This is a genomic window from Vibrio sp. JZG120 (assembly GCF_053890955.1).
In genome coordinates this window covers 80,019-98,494 of the sequence record NZ_JBSRRK010000002.1, presented here as the reverse complement: position 1 = coordinate 98,494, position 18,476 = coordinate 80,019, and the positions used below count along the sequence as shown (strand labels likewise).

Sequence of the window (18,476 nt, the reverse complement as noted above, 5' to 3'; positions counted from 1 at the left end):
ATCAGTGCTGCAAATGTTTTGGAATCGAAAAATGAGGCAAAGGAGTTGGCTCTTTTCCTTCACCTTTACGGAAGGCTTTCAATTGCAAAACGTAAGTAAGAATATGTGCCACGGCAATGTACAGTTGGCTTGGGATTGCTTGTTCAATCGCCGTGGTGTGATAGATCGAACGAGTCAACGGTGGTGAGTTGATGATCTCCACCTTGTTTTCTCGGGCGATTCGTTGAATGTGCATGGCAGTTTCGTCTACGCCTTTTGCAACCACAAATGGAGCATCAGAAAGTGAAGGTTCGTACTTCAGAGCGACAGCGTAGTGAGTTGGGTTAGTGATGATCACGTCAGCCGTTGGTACCATCTTATCGATTTTTCGGCGTGCAAACTGCTGTTGAATTTGACGGATTCGCTGCTTTACTTCTGGGCGGCCTTCGTTGTTCTTGAATTCCTCCTTCAGCTCTTGTTTGGTCATACGCAGCTCTTTTAGGTGCTCCCAACGTTGGTAGGGAATGTCTACAACACCAAATAACAACAACGCAAACCCCATCAACAATAAGCCTTCAAAGAGAATAGACATCACCAGGGAAAAGCCTTGGCTTAAAGGTAAGTTTTGCATACCTAGCAGAGGCTGTAAGTGGTTGTCTAAATAGCCATATAAGATGCCGAAGATCACGGCTACTTTGAACGTGGACTTTAAGAGCTCAACCACTGAGCGTGTCGAAAAAATGCGCTTTATCCCACTTAAAGGATTAATTTTGCTCAGCTTTGGCATCACGTTCGCCGGACGGAACATCCAACCGCCTAGTACAAGGCTGCTACCACAGGTCACGATAATAATGACGGTAAACAACGGTAATAACATGTCGATGATGACCGCTAAACTTTGTCCTAATTGCTCGACAAGCTGTTTAGGGTTTTCTAGGTCGGCTCGCGTCAGCATCATGTTGTAGCGAAAAATACCTGACATACTTTCCCAAATGCTATTGAGCTGAGAGTAAAAGTAGAGCGCTACCGCTAGAAATATCACCGCAGTAGTAAACTCTTTTGCTCGAGGAATTTGTCCTTCCTGACGTGCTTTTTTTACTTTCTGCGGCGAGGCTTTTTCAGTTTTGTCCTGAGACGATTGATCGCTCATGCGCCCCCCAACATAAAGTTACTCAAGTGTCTGATGGTGTCGTGCACAAGCGCGGTGTAGCGACCCGGCACACCAGATACTGAAATTAATACGCTGAACAGGCCAAGAAGCATCGTCATTGGAAAGCCTAACGCATACACGTTGAGTGAGGGGGCGGCGCGATTCATCACACCAAAACTGATGTTGGCTAAGAGCATTGAAACAATGGCAGGCAACGCTAGTGCTAAAGCAGAGGCAAACATCCAACCGAAAATATTTACAACGCCTTGCAGAGAAAGCGATGTGATGCCAGAACCGACCGGCCACACGACAAAACTTTGAATCACGATATCAATGACGAGCAAGTGTCCTTCTAGCGCGAGAAATAACAAGGTTGAAAATATAAGAAATATGCGGCCCAAAATGGCGACAGAAAGTCCGTTGATAGGATCATTCATCATTGCCATACCCAATCCCATTTGCAGAGAAACGACCTGACCAAGCATGGTGAAAACGTTAAAGAGCATGTGCAAAATTAGCCCAAACATCACGCCCCAAATCGCTTGCTCAAAAGCAAGGAATAGAGACGTCATGGAGAATAATTCGACTTGTGGCATTGGTGGCATCAATGGTGCGGTAATCACGACGATCGAAAGTGCCAGTAAGGTACGGATCCAAACGGGAATGATTGCATCACCAAAGAAGGGCATCGAAATAAATACGGCTCCCACACGAAAAAACGGCCACCAGAGTTGACCGAGTATCGCTGAGAGCTCTGCAAATGTGATGGCCATTAGCCAATCATCCCTGGTATGTTGTGGAATAAGAAATCAAACAGTTCCATGATTTTTCGGAGCATCCAATGACCCGCAAAAATCACCATCAATAGCGTAACGAGCAAACGTGGTAAAAAGCTGAGTGTTTGCTCGTTGATTTGTGTGGCGGCCTGGAAAACGGCGATACACAAACCGACAATTAGTCCAGGAACAACCAGTACCGCAACCATTAAAATGATCAGCCATACTGCATCGGAAAATAACGTTACGGTTAGTTCAGGGGTCATAGCATGCTCCTATTTAACCGAAACTGGCAGATAACGTGCCAACCGTCATTGCCCAGCCATCCACGAGTACAAACACCACCAGTTTAAAAGGGAGTGAAACAATCAAAGGTGATAGCATCATCATACCCATTGCCATGAGCACACTGGCGACAACTAAGTCGATAACCAAGAAGGGGATGAAGAGCATAAAGCCAATTTGAAAGGCGGTTTTTAGTTCACTGATGACAAACGCAGGCAAGACAACCGCAAAAGAAATATCTTCAACGTTTTGGTCGAGTGGTTCATTGGCAATGCGCAGCATTTGCTCAAGAGAGCTTTGATGAGTTTGTGCCAGCATGAACTCTCTCACTGGTTTCTCTGCTACAGAGAACGCTTGTATTAGCGTGATTTCACCATTGTCATACGGTTGAAATGCATTTTCATGAATATCGCTCCAAACAGGTCGCATGATCAGCAAGGTCAATGCCAAAGCAATCCCAACCAATACGCGGTTAGGAGGACTTTGTTGAAGACCAAGGGCTTGGCGCAAAATCGCGAGGACGACGATAATCCGAGTAAAGCTCGTTGCCATCAGAATGAATGCTGGAAGAAAACTGAGCGCCGTCATCAACAACAGAATTTGCAATTTAACGCTGTATTCTTGCTGTGTGTCGCCATCAGAAACGGACAAGATAGTTAAGCCGTTGTCAGCCGCCATGGTTGGGAAAGCAAACAAAAGTGACACCAGTACCAAAAGAGGTAACCAACGGTGCCAAGCGCTCAGATTTTTCATTGTGATGCCTACCTAAGATTATTGACCAACGCCACTCAATGCCGAGTCATGTACATCGATCAGACGAAGTCCGTACTTATCATTAACGACGACGACTTCAGCGTGACCCATTAGAGAGCCGTTTACCTTTACGTCTAAAGGCTCACCATTGAGCTTTTCAAGTTCGATAACCGTGCCTTCTCCGGCTTTCATTAAGTCCCCAAGTGGGATTTCTTTGCTTGCAACTTCCAGCGTGACAGTGACGGGAATACTTTTGAAAAAGCTAAGATCACGTTCCGCAGTTGCTGGTTCTTGTTGGAGCGTACTTTCAGCTTCAAAGTCTTCTAATTGAAAGTCGTCAAAGTTCAATTCTTCTGCGTCGAATGCATTCGTTTCTGGCGCTTCGCTCATCGCTGCGGTTCCTTATCAGGGTTAAAGATCAAAACAAGTTGGCCGTCTTGCTCAGCAATACGACCTGTAAATAAAGATTGGTTACCAATGCTGACTGGAACCGTATTAAGAAGCTCAATTGGTAAAATATCGTTAGGTTGTAAGCCAACAACGTCGCTCAACGGCATCTTCTTTTTACTTAAAACAACATTCAGTCGAACAGGCGTTGCCTCTAAAGAGCGACAGAATGGTTGGTACAAATCCGTATCGGGCTGCAGTTCAAGCTGCTCGATCAGTGTTTGAATAAGGTGGCTATCTAGTTTGAGATGAATTGAGCCTTGGTGATCGTCAAACGCGATGTTTAATTGCACGTTAATTCCAATCCCTCGGGGCGCTTCGTACTCACCCATTTCCCACATCTCACCTGGTGCAAGCCAACCAATAATGATACGACTGATTCTCTCTTGTAGGCGGAGGTCACTTGCTGTCAGTGTTGTTGCTGAACGCTCAGTGCTGGCACCATAGAACCGATCCGCCAGTTTTATTAACGTGTGAGCATCTCCATGAACAAATACCATGCCGCCCTCTTGGTGTTGATAGGTTGACGTTTGGTCTTTATCCATTTTTATTGGTGTAAAGCGATGCAAGTCTACAGAGGTTAAGCTAGCTTCCACTTTACTCGTACTGAGCCAATTTTGTAATTCAATCGTAAGGCTGGAACAAGACTCTGAAATCAAGCCTTCAAGCTTTTCACGAATGATATGAATAGGTTTGCCTAATAATTCTACATCAAGTAGTTGAATATCAGAAATAGGCTCGCTAACTCTATTTTCCATTTATATTTTACCGTGCGTTAACAATCGAAACTGTTTTAACTTAATGGCGTGTAGTCTACACAGAAATTTTAATGATCTTTTAGTTTCAAACTCTAAGATTGTGACTTTAGTTCACATGTTGCCTTGAGCATATAGTCTTAATCTTTTAATAAAATTTAAAAAGGGTTAGTTTCCTTTATAAATTGCTTAATAAGAAAATATAAAAATATTAAGCGTTTTTAGTTGTTATTAACTTTTTAAAACCATCTTCATGGTGTAACGGCTAATTTAGATAATTAAAACATAAGACATTGTTTTTAAAGCTTAAATCTTGATTTAAAAGGTTTGGCTATGCTCTTGTGAGCATTTTGTAACCAGTTTCAATATTCAGAATAGGTAATTAACATGATTAGCTATGCCAGTTATCACGGCTTAGTGGCATATTTAATTAAATTGATAAGGTCATGGAATTGTAAGATATACATGAACCCTAACGGTTTAATAAATTGTAAAATATTTATTTTTGTCAGTTTGCTAGTGTCTAAGGTGACATATTCAGGTGAGGTTGTGACCATCCCCATGGACCTTTCAAAGTGGACATATAAAGGAAACAACTTTGAATGCAACTTATTGCACTCAAGCACGTCGTATGGGAAGTTTTATTTCCGTTCGGAACCTAACAATAAAACTTATTTTATTTCCGATATACATTATGAAAATAATAAATGGAAAACGATTGCTCTAATAAGTCAAAGTGCTCCTTGGTCTAGTGAGCTTTATAGAAAAGAGTTTGCCACCCTTGATTTTACTAAGCCATCCCAACGATTTGTCTTCAGCAAAGGTGCTGATGAACTCATGGATTTAATTGCTACTGGTAATTGGGTGACGTTGTCACTAAAGGGAAGTGATGCTTCCTCTTTGTCAGAGATTGTAATTCCGACTATTCAAATTCAAAACGCGCTCAAGTCATTTAATGCCTGTCGAGCGCGTTTGCCTAAGCTTTCGTTTTCAGAGGCACGAAATCTTGTTCTGTCTTTTGACTTTGGTCAGAAGGCGCTAAGTCGTAAGCAGCAAGAAACGCTCGCAGCGTTAAATAGCTATGTATCTGTTGATGATCGTGTGACCAAGATTTTAATTGATGGCCACACCGATAACGTTGGTTCTAGTTTGGCGAACCTTTCAGTATCACGTACTAGAGCAGAGCAAGTTGCCGAGGCCTTAGTTGAACTTGGTATTGATAAATCGATGCTCGAAACAAGAGCGCATGGTTCTCGTTACCCAATTGCCAGCAATAGTTCGACGAAGGGCCAAGCGAAAAATCGACGTGTAACGTTGCGCCTAGTTAGAGATAACGAGCGAACGGCAGTGAAACACCACCCTGATGTACAACAACAAAATCAACAAACGAAAGTTAAGGTTCAATGATGACGAAAATGAAAATTTTGTTGGTTGAGCCGAATGAAGCTCTTGCTCAACCAGTATTGGATGTGTTGCAAAATGCAGGTTACACCGCAAAACACACTCGTACTGGCCGAGGCGCATTACTTGAAGAGCGAGCAGAAATCACTCTTGTGAGCTCTACTTTACCGGACATGTGTGTCCGCGAGTTTGTTGCTTGCCACCAAAAGCAACGTAACTCTGGTGTTGTTATCGCTATTGTCGATCAAGAGCAGGGAATCTTGGCGGCTGAGACGATGAAATCGGGAGCAACCGATTATCTATTACGCCCATTTGAAGCGAATCAGCTGCTCAATTTACTGAAGCGCGTTGAAGCGCTAGGTAAGCCAATGGCCAACATTGTTGCGGAATCTTGGCGAAGCAAGCAGGTACTGCAATTGGCGCATCGTGCCGCTTGCACCAGCGCCAGTGTGTTAATTACAGGCGAATCGGGAACGGGTAAAGAAGTGCTGGCTCGATATGTGCATGAGCACTCTCCACGTATTGATGGTCCATTTGTGGCGGTTAACTGCGCCGCCATTCCAGAGTCGATGCTAGAAGCGGTTCTATTTGGTCATGTAAAAGGTGCCTTCACAGGAGCGACTAACTCTCAAAGCGGTAAGTTTGAAGAAGCGAATGGCGGGACGATTTTGCTAGATGAAATCGGTGAAATGTCCCCTGCAGTTCAAGCCAAGTTATTACGCGTTCTTCAAGAGCGTGAAGTGGAACGCGTAGGCAGCCACAAGGCGGTGAAGCTTGATATTCGTGTTATTGCGGCAACCAATAAAGACTTACGTGAAGAAGTTCAAAAAGGCACATTCCGTGAAGACCTTTATTACCGATTGGATGTTTTGCCTCTGCACTGGCCTCCTTTGCGTGAAAGAAAAGAAGACATTTTACCGATCAGCCAATTCTTTATTGAAAAGTATCAAGATAGCAGTCGCTGTCATCTATCCCAAGATGCGATCAGTGCGCTGAGTCAGTATCACTGGCCAGGTAATATTCGCGAGTTGGAAAATGTCATTCAGCGTGCATTGGTCATGCGTCATGGTGACTACATTACTGCCCATGATCTGATGCTGCCTATTGAACTTGTTGCGCCAGTTCCATCCGCTGAGCCAGCTTCAAGCTTTGGTCATGTAGAAGCGAAGAAGCAGGCCGAATATCAATTTATTTTAGAAAAATTACGTCAGTTTGGTGGAAACCGAACGAAAACCGCAAACGCGCTTGGAGTCTCTACTCGAGCGCTACGCTACAAACTCGCAGCCATGCGAGAACATGGTATTGATTTACAGTCGGCACTAGGCTCGGCTGCCTAATAGGAGAAAAAATAGATGGCAAGTCAACCTACTCATGCGGTCTCGGCAGAGCAACTTATGTTGTCAAAAATGCAGGCGATGCAGGCACAAGTGCAGCCGCCAGAGTTTATCGTGAGTGCAAATCCTTTAGATCAACAATCACTAAACGCACCATTATCGTTCTCACAAGCGATGACAAATGTGTTGGATACAGTGAATCAACATCAATCAGTGGCTAGTCAAAAAATGACGGCCGTAGAAACAGGAAAAAGTGATGACCTAGTTGGTGCGATGGTCGCTAGCCAAAAAGCCAGCTTATCATTTAATGCTTTGATGCAAGTGCGCAACAAAGTCGTGACCTCATTTGAAGATATTATGAAGATGCCGGTGTAATTCATGTCAGAACTAACCCCCCAAGTCGCCGGAAATACAGCCATGACCTCCGGCTCAGCACAGACATTTTCTACTGCGAATAGCATGGACGATGTAACAACGAAGCTGAAGCAAATCTGGTCGAGTAGCCAGAGAAACCTAGTGTTATCTGCCGTACTCGCTGCGATTGTTGCGGCAATCATTGTGGTCGCTCTTTGGAGTTCCTCACAAAGCTTCCGTCCACTGTATAGCCAACAAGAACGTTTTGATATCGGAGAGATTGTCTCGGTATTAGAAAGTGAAGGTGTGAGCTACCGTATGCAAGAGCAAAATGGCCAAGTTCTTGTGCCAGAAGGCGAAGTTGCGAAAGTTCGCATGTTGCTTGCGTCAAAAGGTGTTAAAGCCAAACTGCCGACAGGTTTGGATTCGCTTAAAGAAGACAGCTCTCTCGGTACAAGCCAATTTATGGAAACGGCGCGTTACCGTCATGGTTTAGAAGGTGAGTTAGTACGCACTATCATGTCTCTGAATTCAGTGGCGAATGCGCGTGTTCACTTAGCTATTCCTCGTCAAACCTTATTTGTTCGTCAAAACAGCGAGAACCCTTCAGCGTCAGTGATGCTTGAGCTGAAACCTGGCGAAGACCTCAAGTCTGAGCAAGTTGAAGCAATCATCAACTTAGTGGTTGGTAGCGTGACGGCGATGAAGCCTGAATTTGTATCTGTTATCGACCAATATGGCCGTTTACTCAGTGCAGATGTTGCTTCGGCGGAAGCAGGTAAAGTCAATGCAAAATACCTTGAATATCAAAAGAACGTTGAGAAGCAGATCATTCAACGCGCAGCAGACATGCTTACGCCAATTGTGGGTCCGAGTAACTTCCGTGTGCAAGTCGCTGCTGATATGGACTTTAGCCAAGTTGAAGAAACGCAAGAGATTTTGGATAACGCACCTGTCGTACGTAACGAGCACACCATTCACAACAACTCAGTTGACCAAATTGCGCTAGGCGTACCAGGTTCTCTAAGCAACCAACCGCCGGTAACTGGTGAAGAAGTAGAAACGAACGATAGCCAAAACACCAACGCACGCTCTGAAGTAAACCGTCAGTATGCAGTGGGGAGTAGTGTTCGTCGTACTCAATACCAACAAGGTCAAATTGAGAAAATGAGCGTGTCGGTACTGTTGAACTCGAAAGCCTCTCCGGATGGTGTTGCTTGGAGTGAAGCAGATAAAGAGCAGATTTCAAATATGATCATGGATGCTGTCGGTATTTCTGCGGCACGAGGTGACAGCTTAAGCTTGATGAGTTTCAACTTCACTCCAATTGAAATTGATGCGCCTCCTGCTCTGCCGTGGTGGCAAGACCCTACAGTACAGCAGCCAATACGTTACGTTATCGGTGGTTTGTTAGGCTTAGCGATGATCTTCTTCGTACTACGCCCATTGATCATGCACCTCACTGGCGTTGATAAGCCAGTACCAGAGTTAGACTTTGCAGAGCCGCAAGAAGAACCTGATTACGACAACCTGCAAACGCGTGAAGAGCGTGAGCATGAAGAAGTGCTTGATCGTCGTCTATCAGAAAAAGGTATCTCAGCCTCTTCCGGTTTAGATGTAAACAGCGACATGCTGCCTCCAGCCGGTTCGCCACTAGAGATTCAATTGAAACACCTACAGCTTATTGCCAATGAAGAGCCAGAGCGCGTAGCCGAAATACTGAAACAATGGGTAAACATCAATGAACACAGTTCCATCAAAGCAGACGCTTAGTTATGTAGAACAAACCGCGCTCGTGCTATTAGGCATGGGCGAGGATGCCGCTGCGAAGGTTTTACAGCACTTTAGCCGTGATGAAACCCAGCGGGTGACTCGTGCAATGGCGAAGTTGAATGGCATTAAGAGCGATTCCGCTCGCGGCGTTATTCAAACTTTCTTTGAAGACTTTCGTGAGCACAGTGGCATTCGTGGAGCTTCTAAAGAATATTTGTCCAATACGCTACGTAAAGCATTGGGTAATGATTTGGCAAAAGGGCTGCTGAATACACTGTATGGTGATGAAATTCGCAACAATATGCAGCGCTTACAGTGGGTGGAAGCAGAAACGCTTGCTCGTTTCATTGTGAATGAGCACCCGCAAATGCAAGCGATTTTTCTTGCGTATTTGCCAGCCGATAGCTCTTCAGCGGTGTTGAAGCACCTGCCACAAGATTACCATGACGAAATCTTGTTCCGAATTGCTCAGCTGCAAGACATCGATCATCAAGTTGCTATTGATTTGCATGAGCTCGTTGAGCGCTGCATTGAAAAAGTATCTGCAAGCCAAAGCACACCGCTATCTGGTGTCAAGCAAGCTGCTGACATCATTAACCGCTTTGAAGGTGATCGCGGGTCGTTGATGGAAATGCTGAAGTTGCATGATGAAGATGTCGTTAATGCCATTGAAGAGAATATGTTCGACTTTATGGTTCTTGGTCGTCAGCGTGAAGAAACCATGGACATGCTGGTGCAGCAGATCCCACTAGAATTGTGGGCAGTTGCACTTAAAGGTTCAGAAATTACGTTACAGCAAGCCATTAAACGCTCTATGCCTCAGCGTATGGTGAAAGCACTGGAAGACGATATGGAAGCGCGCGGGGCTGTGGCGCTAAGTCGTGTTCAAAAAGCGCGTCAAGACATCATGCAAATGGTGCGTGAATTGGATGAATCTGGTGAAGTTCAGTTGCTTCTTTATGAAGAGCCAACGGTGGAGTAACGTCATGGTAGAGACAAAATCAAGTACGATGCGACTGCCGCCGAGTGGATACCGTTTGCACCGTTTTCCGCCTTTGGCGCAGCCTAAGGCTATAGAAGACGAATTCGGGCTAGATAACCAAGGTTGGCAAGAGCCGCAAGTTGATATTCAACAACAGCTTGAAGCCGGTTTTCAACAAGGTTTACAACAAGGGCATGAAGAAGGCTTACGTCAAGGTATCGAGCAGGGTAAGCAACAAGGCCTGTTAGATGGGCAAAAAGAAGGCTTCCAAAAAGGCTTTGTGTCTGGTGAGCAGTCAGGAAAACAGAGCTTTCTAGAGGCGGCGAAACCCGTGAACGAGCTCTTTCATGCGCTGTCTCGCTGGCAAGACGAAAAAGAGCAACAGCAACGTCATATGATTTGTGAGCTGGTACAAAAAGTGGCTCAGCAAGTGATTCGTGCTGAGCTCACTTTAATGCCTCAACAGATCCTTGCCTTGGTGGATGAGACATTGTCTGCCATGCCAGGCAAAGCGGAAACCGTAACCGTGCATTTAAATCCGCAGGATTTAGAACGAATTACTCACATTAATGCTGATCTGCCACAATCTTGGAAACTGGTGGCTAATACGGAACTTCCGATTGGTGGCTGCCAACTAGTGACCGATGATGCAGAGGCGGATGCAAGTTGCGACTCTCGTTTAGAAGCCTGTATGGACAATGTAAAACAACACCTTTTGGATGAAGTTAGTATTCCGCAGGTAGAATCAGAGCATGAGTAATACCTTAAGCCATGAGCTATTGAGTGAGCGTTTGAGCGAAGCATTGGCTTCGCTCGATTCAATCCCTGTTGCTCGCGTGACAGGGCGCTTGATTAAAGTAAACGGCTTAATGTTACAAGCCGTTGGGTGCCGGTTTAAACTGGAGCAGCGCTGTCTCGTAGAAACCGCAGAAGGCGACATGATCGAAGCGCAAGTGGTGGGCTTTGAGCACACTATTGCTTACCTAATGCCTATTCGGCGCTTAGGTGGCTTATTTGCTGGTGCGAAAGTCATTCCTCTGGACGGTGACAGTACCGTGCAGTTAAGTGCTCAGTGGTTAGGGCGAGTGCTGAATGGTTTAGGTGAGCCGTTGGATGACGGGGCACCGCTTAAAGGGGGAGATCGTGTTTCACTTGAACCAAAACCGATTAACCCATTGAAGCGACGTCCTGTTGATACCCCACTCAACGTTGGGGTGCGCGCAATCAATGGACTCTTGACCGTCGGAAAAGGGCAACGCATTGGCTTAATGGCGGGCAGTGGTGTCGGTAAAAGTGTTTTAATGGGGATGATCACCAAAAACACCGAAGCCGATGTGATTGTGGTCGGTCTTATTGGTGAGCGAGGCCGAGAGGTACGCGAGTTCATCGAACGAAACTTAACCCCAGAGGCGCGCAAGAAGGCGATTATCATCGCAGCTCCTGCTGATGAATCCCCGCTGATGAGGTTAAGAGCGACACTGCTTTGTCATCGCGTTTCCGAGTATTTTCGAGACCAAGGCAAAGATGTTCTGTTGTTGATGGACTCTCTCACTCGATACGCCATGGCACAGCGTGAAATCGCTCTGTCGTTGGGCGAGCCCCCGGCATCTCGCGGTTATCCGCCCTCTGTCTTCAGCGTGTTACCGCAACTCCTCGAGCGTGCGGGCAACAGTGAAAATCAGCACGGTAGCCTAACCGCAATTTATACCGTGTTGGCGGAAGGGGACGACCAGCAAGATCCTGTCGTGGATTCTGCGCGTGCTATCTTAGATGGGCACGTTGTATTATCGCGTCAACTTGCCGAGCAAGGGCACTATCCTGCCATTGATATTAATGCGTCTATCAGCCGTTGTATGAGTACCTGTACACAGGAGGCGCATAGCACGATCGCGAATAATTTCCGCCAGATGTACTCAAACTATCTTCAGGTGAAAGAACTGCTGCCGTTAGGAGGCTATCAACCGGGGCAAGATCCTGAATTAGATCAATCTGTTGCTATGTATCCAAACTTACGCGCGTATTTACAACAAGCCGCCAATGAGTCAGTGGATTACCCAACCAGTTTGACCGAGCTCGCGCAGCTTTTTCAAAGTGCTTAACCAAATGGGAGTGGTATCGTTGAGATGAAATCCAAGTTAAAAGCAGTGGGTAAGCTGCAACAAATGGAAGAAAAGCAACGTGATCGTGTGGGTCAGCAACTTGATGCCATGCGCCAACGTCACTCCCATCTTTCAATGCAGTTGGAACAATTGTCAGCATTGAAAGGTCATGCGGGACAATCAACCAGAACTGTTCCAACACTGACAAGCGCAGCACTGATGAACTTTAATCGTGTCGATCAAATGCTGCAAAAAATGCTTCGCCACCATGAGCATGAACAAGCCGTCATGCAAGCGGAATGCGCGTCTGTACAAAAAACGCTGGAGCACAAACACGCTCGTGTTCAAGGGTTAGAAAAAGTGCTCGAACGATGGCGTACTAAGCAAAATTATGAAAAAGCGAAAAAAGAGCAAAAAATAATAGAAGACATCATCAACTCTCGTGTTAAGCGCAAGATATTATGATGTCTTGTCGAAGCTATTAGGAGCGCGAATAATTTTTGCTGCGTCGTCTTAGCCAACCAAACCAGCCCCCAAGCATGATCATCCCTGCGCCAAGTGCGCCACCACTACTGCCATTATCCTCAAAGCCAGATGTGTTGGTATCTTCTGGCTCAAAGCCGGAATCACCTTCACTATGATAATCTTCTGTGCTTGCTAAGAGGGAATTGTAACGCGTTTTCACTCCCGAACTGGTTTGGGCTGCAATCCATGTTGTGTAATTTAGAACCTCAGTAAACACACTCGGAATCGCAGCGGATTCACAAACAGAAGAACCATAGCTCACAATACCGATTTGTTGATACATTCCGTTATTGTCTTGATAGGTGAGAGGGCCACCAGAGTCACCGCTGCAAATACCGGTATAACTGCGCTCAGGAAACCCATTGGCACATAAGCTTTCTTGAGCATTAAACCCCGTCACTAAAGAAGCACATTGCGCATCAGTGAGTGGTTTTACTTCCGCCCATCGCAAATAATTTGGTCCACTTTCATCGTTGGTCGAGGTTTGCCCTAAACCGAATATCTGATAAACCGATTGGCTGCTGTAATCACCAAAATCTTGCGGCAACGTAATGGATTGAACGTTGTCGGTGATCGGGTGGGTAAGTTCAAGCACGGCGATATCATTTATCCATAAATCACTAGGCTCGTAATTTGGATGAATAGTGATAGAGCGAACATCTTTGAATTCCTCAACAAACACATCGTTCATTGTCGGGTTTTTTACTAAGACTCGCAGATCATTGATTGTCCATCCATCAGAAAAAACACTCGGCTCTACACAATGAGCGGCGGTTAAAATGAAGCGGTCATTAACAATAGTGCCGCCACAGATGTTGGCAAATTGATTAGCGCCAGTTTTGTGTAGAATGAGTCGTGCGAAAAAGGGCAATTGATTTTGAGTGGCTTGCTGGCCGCCTATGATTGCCGTTGAGATGCCTTGCTCTGAATGAGCGTCTTCACTTTCAGCGACTGCACTCATGGGTACTGCGAGGCAGAGTACGCTTAACCATATTTGATACCGCTTCATAAACCATCCTTGGATGAAAAGTGCTCTTTCTAACTTTATACTAATTTTTCAATGAATGTGCTTAACAAAAGGTTTCTTTAATTGAATGATTGTTGCAACCACGAGCGCAGAAGGTGAAACGATTCCAGCTTTAGCTTGTGTGGCGGGCATACAAAGTAAAGCTGTTGATGAGGATTAATTACGGGTTCACCCAGCTCGATTAACTGGCCATATTTGATGTCATCTTTCACAAACAAGCGATGAGTCACCAATAAGCCTAAACGACGAGTCGTCGCCTGCACGGCTTGTATCGACATATTAAAAGTGATTGGTTTTTTGCTTTTAGGTCGCAGGATGCCAGTCGCATTCTGCCACACGTTCCAGTCATTTTTTCTTCGTTCGTTAGTGACTTCAATGATGGGATACTGCTTTAACAGTTGAGCTATATTTGAGTCATTCGTCTTAGCTATCAATTCAGGGCTACACACCAAAACCAGTTCATCTTCACTGAGCTTTTCACAGTAATAATCTTGCCATTCCTCGGTGTTTCCATGCACGAGGGCAGCGTCGATACCTTCTTGCTCTAGATTAAACCTGCCAGACAGGTTGGATAAACGAACGTCTAATTGCGGAGCAAAGTCCTGCAAACTCGACATTCGCGGAATCCACCAATGCAGCGCCAAGGAATTCACCATATTAAGCGTAATACGTTGCAAGTTTTGGTCTTGGATTAGCGCTTCTGTGGCATCGACAATTTGTTCTAAAGCTGGCGCAACCTTTCGATAATATTTTTTACCGTCAGCATTAAGTTGAACTTGTCTGCCTACGCGATCAAACAGAGGTTTGTTGACCTGAGTCTCCAGTGATTTTATCGCCTGACTCACCGCCGAATGACTCACACTTAATATCTGCGCTGCTTCTGTCATGCTGCCAGACTCCGCCACAGCGACAAATGCATAGATGGATTTTAGAGGGACTAATTTACGCATATTTTAGAAACCGTAACATGATGAGAGATAAGTTAACCTGTAAGTTTTTCTTACATTAATGGTTAATATTACTCGCTATTTACAATAAGTGATATCTCATAAAATACTCCACATATTAAGGAGTATCGAATGAATGCAGTAAATAAATCTATTCTTTTCATGCTGATGTCTACGTTAAGCTTATCTGTTACTGGGTTGTTAGCAAAGCAGTTGACAGGTGAACTTTCCGTCACACTGTTTAGTTTCTTACGCTTTTTGGCTCCTGCACTTATTTTGCTTGTCTTACTTCGTTTCAAAAATCTTACCTTTCCTAAAGCTGGGACGTTAAAACCGATTTTGCTTCGCGCCTTCTGTATCGGCTTATCACAGTTGTGTTTCATCGCGTCACTACAAACGTTAACGCTGGTAGAAGGGGTGGTATTGTTTGCCACTGGCCCATTATTTATTCCTTTGGTTGAAAAGCTGTTTATGGGAGGCCACATTCGCGTTTCAACATTGGCGGCTTTAGCAATGGCGTTTACTGGAGTGGTTATGTTGGCGGGAGTTGGTGGGGAGTTTACTTGGCGTTCGGATTTATTACTCGGTCTAGCTGGTGGACTCTTCAATTCCGGCTCTCAGCTTACGCTATATAAAGTGAGTAAAACTGATATGTCGCCATTAGAAATCAACTTTTGGGCGTTTGGGTTTGCTGCCGTATTTCTGTTACCGCTAACGTTGTTTAACGACATCGATGTTTTCCTCAAAGCCAATGTGATGGAATCTACTGTTTCTTCTAATATGCTGTGGCTCGGTGTGATGTCCCTGATGATCATTAACACCCAAGTTTTCCGCTCCAAAGCGTATCAACTGGCAAGCAGCGGCTCTCAACTTGCACCACTTATTTTTACTAACCTACTGTTCACTGCGGTTTGGCAGAGTGCGTTTTTCGATGACCGAATGAGCCAAAGCCAAATTATCGGGATGAGTTTAATCGTGCTCGCAACCATACTGAACACATGTTGGGTTCGCTTTACGGCGCATCGTGGTGGTAGGTTACAAGCGAGAACTTCTTAGCCTGTCGGAAAATAGAGGATTAAGTAAGGCAAATCAGAGGTGAGGTTTGATTTTTTCTGACAATGAACTAGCGTCAAGAAAGGTTCAGGGAGAGAAATAATGCTTACGCTAAATTATTACGTTGAGATTTCAGCTACACCGCAACGGGTGTGGGAAGTGCTAACCGATGCTGAGTTATACAAACGCTGGGCACAGGCTTTCTCACCCCAGTCTCAATTTGATGGGATATGGGAAGAAGGGCAAGACATCACTTTTTTTGATCCCGATATGGGCGGAACGCGAGCGACTATCGATATCGTGCAACCGCAACAGCGTCTTGAATTTCATCACATTGCCATTTTTAATCCGGATAATAGGCAGCAATTGGATGGGGATTTAGCATCTAAGTGGATTGGATCACGAGAGATCTATCAGATCGACACCAATAGTGATCGTTTGTTACTCAATGTCACCATTCATACGCACAGCGACTTTGTTTCTATGTTTAATCACGGATGGGAAAAAGCGTTGCCCCTAATAAAAGCCATCAGTGAGGAGCAAGCTTAAGTCTGATACTCATCTTGGGCTGACGGTACGTCACGTGTAGGTATACAATAGCACGCAAGATAGCGCACCTAAGAGAGTGGATGATGGAATTTAAAGTTGATACCCATACACATACGTACGCCAGTGGTCATGCGTACAGCACCTTGATTGAAAATGCAAAATTGGCGAAAGAGAACGGCTTGGATATGTTCTGTACGACTGATCACGCGGAATCAATGCCGGGCGCGCCGCATTACTGGTTTTTCTCCAACCAAAAAATCCTGCCTCGATTTTTAGACGGTATCGCGATCATTCGGGGTGTGGAATCCAACATTCTTAATACCGAAGGCGACATCGATATTCCGCTGAGTGTCGATCGTAACCTAGATTGGGTTATTGCAAGTTTCCATGAACCTGTTTTTCGTCCTGCAAACAAAGAAACTCATACGGAAGCGCTCATTAATGTGATTCAAAACGGTCGTATTGATGCGCTTGGCCATCTTGGGAATCCAAATTTCGACTTTGATTTTCAGGCCGTTTTAGCGTGCGCGAAAGAGTATAATGTTGCGATTGAAATCAATAACACCACGCTAAAAGGGAATAGCCGAGTGGGTAGCGTAGACCGTTGCCACGAGATTGCACAAATCGGTAAAGATCTCGGTGTCTTCTTCACAACGGGAAGTGATGCGCATTTCTGTCATGATGTTGGTAATCTGGATTTGGTTGGAGAGCTAATGGATAGAGTGGGTATCGATAGCAAAAAAGTGATTACTCACACCGCTCAGCAGTTTTTGTCTTTCTTAGCTCTGAGAGGCCGTAAGCCAATTCCAGAGTATGACGACATTCGCAACGCATAAACTTGATTACATTTTAGGTATGCACCTGGCGTAAGATTGCTTTACACTGCGACCCGGAAATACTCAACTAAGCTAGTTTGTCGCCTTTTATGGCGTGGGTTACTTGGGTAAATAAAGCCGACACAGAATTCGGCACTATAAATGGAGAAGTGAAAATGTTACGTCCTTTAGTCCTAGGGTGTGCGATTGCGTTTGGCTCAACATACGCAATGGCAGAAGCGGTTGATTTAAAACAAAACATGAAGCAGATGAAGATGGAATTCAAACAGGCGGCAGAAGCGTCGGATGTTGAAACCATGAAGTCTGCAATTGATAGCTTGCAAGCAATCGTCGAGCAATCTAAGCGCGGCAACTATCCACCAGAGAAATTCGATACCTACTTAGAAGGCTTTAATAAACTAACGGTAACGTTAGACAAGATTGAGGCAGACTTAGACGCTGGTAACCTGCAAGACGCGAAAGCACAATTACGTGAAATTGATAGCCTACGTGAAGAATACCACGACAAGCGTAACCCAAGTATTTGGAGTAAGCTGTTCGGCTAATCGCGATAAAAGCTGACAATAGAATATGAAAATAGCCTGCCGTTTTGGTGGGCTTTTTTGTGTCTGTCAATTGCGTTATTGAAGAAAAGCTGTGAGGTGGCAACCACTTATTGATCCTGTTTTTTGAGCTAGCACTCAGAATTAGTTACGCTGAATTAAATTTGTTAAGTCACCGTTATGCGTAGATTAATTCCTTTTTATCGCTCCATGCTATTTGCTAGTGCTCTAAGTTGGGTGCTAGTGACGCTGATGCCTGTTATCAATGCTCATGGTAACAGCATGGGCGTGTGGGCGACGCTATGTACGCTTAATGGTTTTGAATTGGTTCAAATCGAAGAAAGTGACAATGCCGTCAGCCATAAAGGCAAACCTTGTCCTTTTAGCCACTTTTCGACTTTTCATCATGATTCACTTCCAACTACACCAATACTTCCACAACTGAGCTTGGTCATTTCTGAAAGCTACACTTTTTTGGCTCTAAGTGTACGATTTGAAACGCCAGTTCCTCGTGCCCCACCAAAGTTAGCGTTGATAAACCTCTAGCGGCAAGCCATCAGGATCTTTAAAAAAGGTAAACGCTTTGCCTGTAAATTCATCGATGCGAACGGGCTCTACCTCAATTTCTCTCGCCTCTAAATATTCTTTAACATGCTCGACATCATCCACTTGAAAAGCAAGGTGGCGTAAACCCTGAGCTTCAGGAAAGCTCGGTCTCTCTGGTGCGTCCGGAAAGCTAAACAATTCAACTTGGCTACCGTCATGCAGAGCAAGGTCAAGTTTGTACGAGTCTCTGGCTTCACGATAATTTTCAGCAATGACTTTTAGCCCTAACAATTCGGTGTAAAAGCGTTTTGACCTTGGATAATCACTGCAAATGATCGCAACGTGATGAATGGCATTAAACAT

22 protein-coding genes are annotated in these 18,476 nt (G+C 45.0%); 13 read left to right on the top strand and 9 right to left on the bottom strand.

Going from position 1 to position 18,476, the window contains the following annotated elements:
- Nucleotide 1: 1 nt before the first annotated feature.
- Genes flhB through ACWPOD_RS06280 form a run of 6 tightly spaced genes read right to left on the bottom strand, consistent with a single transcriptional unit; the run spans nt 2 to nt 4,148 of the window.
- Entirely contained in the window at nt 2-1,129 is a 1,128-nt protein-coding gene (gene flhB, locus ACWPOD_RS06305) for a flagellar biosynthesis protein FlhB (RefSeq protein ID WP_006741983.1), read from the bottom strand.
- Nucleotides 1,126-1,902 (bottom strand): flagellar biosynthetic protein FliR, encoded by a 777-nt coding sequence (gene fliR, locus ACWPOD_RS06300; protein ID WP_006741982.1) that lies wholly within the window; start codon nt 1,900-1,902, stop codon nt 1,126-1,128. Before fliR ends, flhB begins: the two co-directional genes overlap by 4 nt.
- Entirely contained in the window at nt 1,902-2,171 is a 270-nt protein-coding gene (fliQ, locus tag ACWPOD_RS06295; RefSeq protein WP_005375036.1) for a flagellar biosynthesis protein FliQ, read from the bottom strand. The genes fliR and fliQ overlap by 1 nt, the downstream gene beginning before the upstream one ends.
- A gap of 13 nt (nt 2,172-2,184) precedes the next feature.
- A complete protein-coding gene (gene fliP, locus ACWPOD_RS06290) occupies nt 2,185-2,943 on the bottom strand; it encodes a flagellar type III secretion system pore protein FliP (RefSeq protein ID WP_005398045.1) in 759 nt (252 codons plus the stop codon).
- An 18-nt stretch (nt 2,944-2,961) separates the two neighbouring features.
- Complete coding sequence (gene fliN / locus ACWPOD_RS06285) at nt 2,962-3,333, bottom strand: flagellar motor switch protein FliN (protein WP_005398044.1); 372 nt, start codon at nt 3,331-3,333, stop codon at nt 2,962-2,964.
- Nucleotides 3,330-4,148, bottom strand: coding sequence for a FliM/FliN family flagellar motor switch protein (locus ACWPOD_RS06280; protein ID WP_005398043.1), 819 nt, complete (start codon nt 4,146-4,148; stop codon nt 3,330-3,332). The genes fliN and ACWPOD_RS06280 overlap by 4 nt, the downstream gene beginning before the upstream one ends.
- Nucleotides 4,149-4,532: 384 nt before the next feature.
- Between ACWPOD_RS06280 and ACWPOD_RS06275 the strand changes: the two genes are divergently transcribed.
- Genes ACWPOD_RS06275 through fliJ form a run of 8 tightly spaced genes read left to right on the top strand, consistent with a single transcriptional unit; the run spans nt 4,533 to nt 12,553 of the window.
- A complete protein-coding gene (locus ACWPOD_RS06275; protein WP_456231684.1) occupies nt 4,533-5,552 on the top strand; it encodes an OmpA family protein in 1,020 nt (339 codons plus the stop codon).
- Nucleotides 5,552-6,883, top strand: a complete 1,332-nt coding sequence (locus tag ACWPOD_RS06270) for a sigma-54 interaction domain-containing protein (protein ID WP_456231683.1) — start codon at nt 5,552-5,554, stop codon at nt 6,881-6,883. Before ACWPOD_RS06275 ends, ACWPOD_RS06270 begins: the two co-directional genes overlap by 1 nt.
- A 15-nt stretch (nt 6,884-6,898) precedes the next feature.
- Nucleotides 6,899-7,255, top strand: a complete 357-nt coding sequence (gene fliE, locus ACWPOD_RS06265) for a flagellar hook-basal body complex protein FliE (protein ID WP_005375045.1) — start codon at nt 6,899-6,901, stop codon at nt 7,253-7,255.
- A 3-nt stretch (nt 7,256-7,258) separates the two neighbouring features.
- Nucleotides 7,259-9,007 carry a flagellar basal-body MS-ring/collar protein FliF gene (gene fliF, locus ACWPOD_RS06260; protein ID WP_031780427.1) on the top strand — a complete coding sequence of 583 codons (1,749 nt, stop codon included), beginning with the start codon at nt 7,259-7,261 and terminating at the stop codon, nt 9,005-9,007.
- Complete coding sequence (locus ACWPOD_RS06255) at nt 8,976-9,989, top strand: flagellar motor switch protein FliG (protein ID WP_005394839.1); 1,014 nt, start codon at nt 8,976-8,978, stop codon at nt 9,987-9,989. Before fliF ends, ACWPOD_RS06255 begins: the two co-directional genes overlap by 32 nt.
- A 4-nt stretch (nt 9,990-9,993) precedes the next feature.
- Complete coding sequence (gene fliH, locus ACWPOD_RS06250; protein WP_005394841.1) at nt 9,994-10,749, top strand: flagellar assembly protein FliH; 756 nt, start codon at nt 9,994-9,996, stop codon at nt 10,747-10,749.
- Complete coding sequence (gene fliI / locus ACWPOD_RS06245; RefSeq protein WP_005394843.1) at nt 10,742-12,088, top strand: flagellar protein export ATPase FliI; 1,347 nt, start codon at nt 10,742-10,744, stop codon at nt 12,086-12,088. The genes fliH and fliI overlap by 8 nt, the downstream gene beginning before the upstream one ends.
- A 24-nt stretch (nt 12,089-12,112) precedes the next feature.
- Nucleotides 12,113-12,553, top strand: a complete 441-nt coding sequence (gene fliJ / locus ACWPOD_RS06240) for a flagellar export protein FliJ (protein WP_005394844.1) — start codon at nt 12,113-12,115, stop codon at nt 12,551-12,553.
- A 16-nt stretch (nt 12,554-12,569) separates the two neighbouring features.
- On the opposite strand, the gene ACWPOD_RS06235 is transcribed toward fliJ, so the two are convergent.
- On the bottom strand, nt 12,570-13,574 hold the full coding sequence (locus ACWPOD_RS06235; protein ID WP_456231682.1) for a S1 family peptidase: 1,005 nt from the start codon (nt 13,572-13,574) through the stop codon (nt 12,570-12,572).
- Nucleotides 13,575-13,699: 125 nt separating this feature from the next.
- On the bottom strand, nt 13,700-14,590 hold the full coding sequence (locus ACWPOD_RS06230) for a LysR substrate-binding domain-containing protein (RefSeq protein ID WP_046875754.1): 891 nt from the start codon (nt 14,588-14,590) through the stop codon (nt 13,700-13,702).
- A gap of 129 nt (nt 14,591-14,719) precedes the next feature.
- On the opposite strand from ACWPOD_RS06230, the gene ACWPOD_RS06225 reads away from it, so the two are divergent.
- From ACWPOD_RS06225 to ACWPOD_RS06205, 5 genes are all read left to right on the top strand, one after another.
- Complete coding sequence (locus tag ACWPOD_RS06225) at nt 14,720-15,643, top strand: DMT family transporter (RefSeq protein ID WP_005394849.1); 924 nt, start codon at nt 14,720-14,722, stop codon at nt 15,641-15,643.
- Between the two features lie 99 nt (nt 15,644-15,742).
- Entirely contained in the window at nt 15,743-16,189 is a 447-nt protein-coding gene (locus tag ACWPOD_RS06220; RefSeq protein WP_005394850.1) for an SRPBCC family protein, read from the top strand.
- A gap of 83 nt (nt 16,190-16,272) precedes the next feature.
- Nucleotides 16,273-17,025 carry a PHP domain-containing protein gene (locus ACWPOD_RS06215; protein ID WP_456231751.1) on the top strand — a complete coding sequence of 251 codons (753 nt, stop codon included), beginning with the start codon at nt 16,273-16,275 and terminating at the stop codon, nt 17,023-17,025.
- Nucleotides 17,026-17,180: 155 nt separating this feature from the next.
- On the top strand, nt 17,181-17,570 hold the full coding sequence (locus ACWPOD_RS06210) for a cytochrome b562 (protein ID WP_005394852.1): 390 nt from the start codon (nt 17,181-17,183) through the stop codon (nt 17,568-17,570).
- Nucleotides 17,571-17,747: 177 nt separating this feature from the next.
- Complete coding sequence (locus ACWPOD_RS06205) at nt 17,748-18,113, top strand: hypothetical protein (protein ID WP_104972915.1); 366 nt, start codon at nt 17,748-17,750, stop codon at nt 18,111-18,113.
- Here the strand turns inward: ACWPOD_RS06205 and gloA2 are convergent.
- Complete coding sequence (gene gloA2, locus ACWPOD_RS06200) at nt 18,093-18,476, bottom strand: SMU1112c/YaeR family gloxylase I-like metalloprotein (RefSeq protein WP_237309157.1); 384 nt, start codon at nt 18,474-18,476, stop codon at nt 18,093-18,095. The two genes, ACWPOD_RS06205 and gloA2, sit on opposite strands and share 21 nt — an antisense overlap.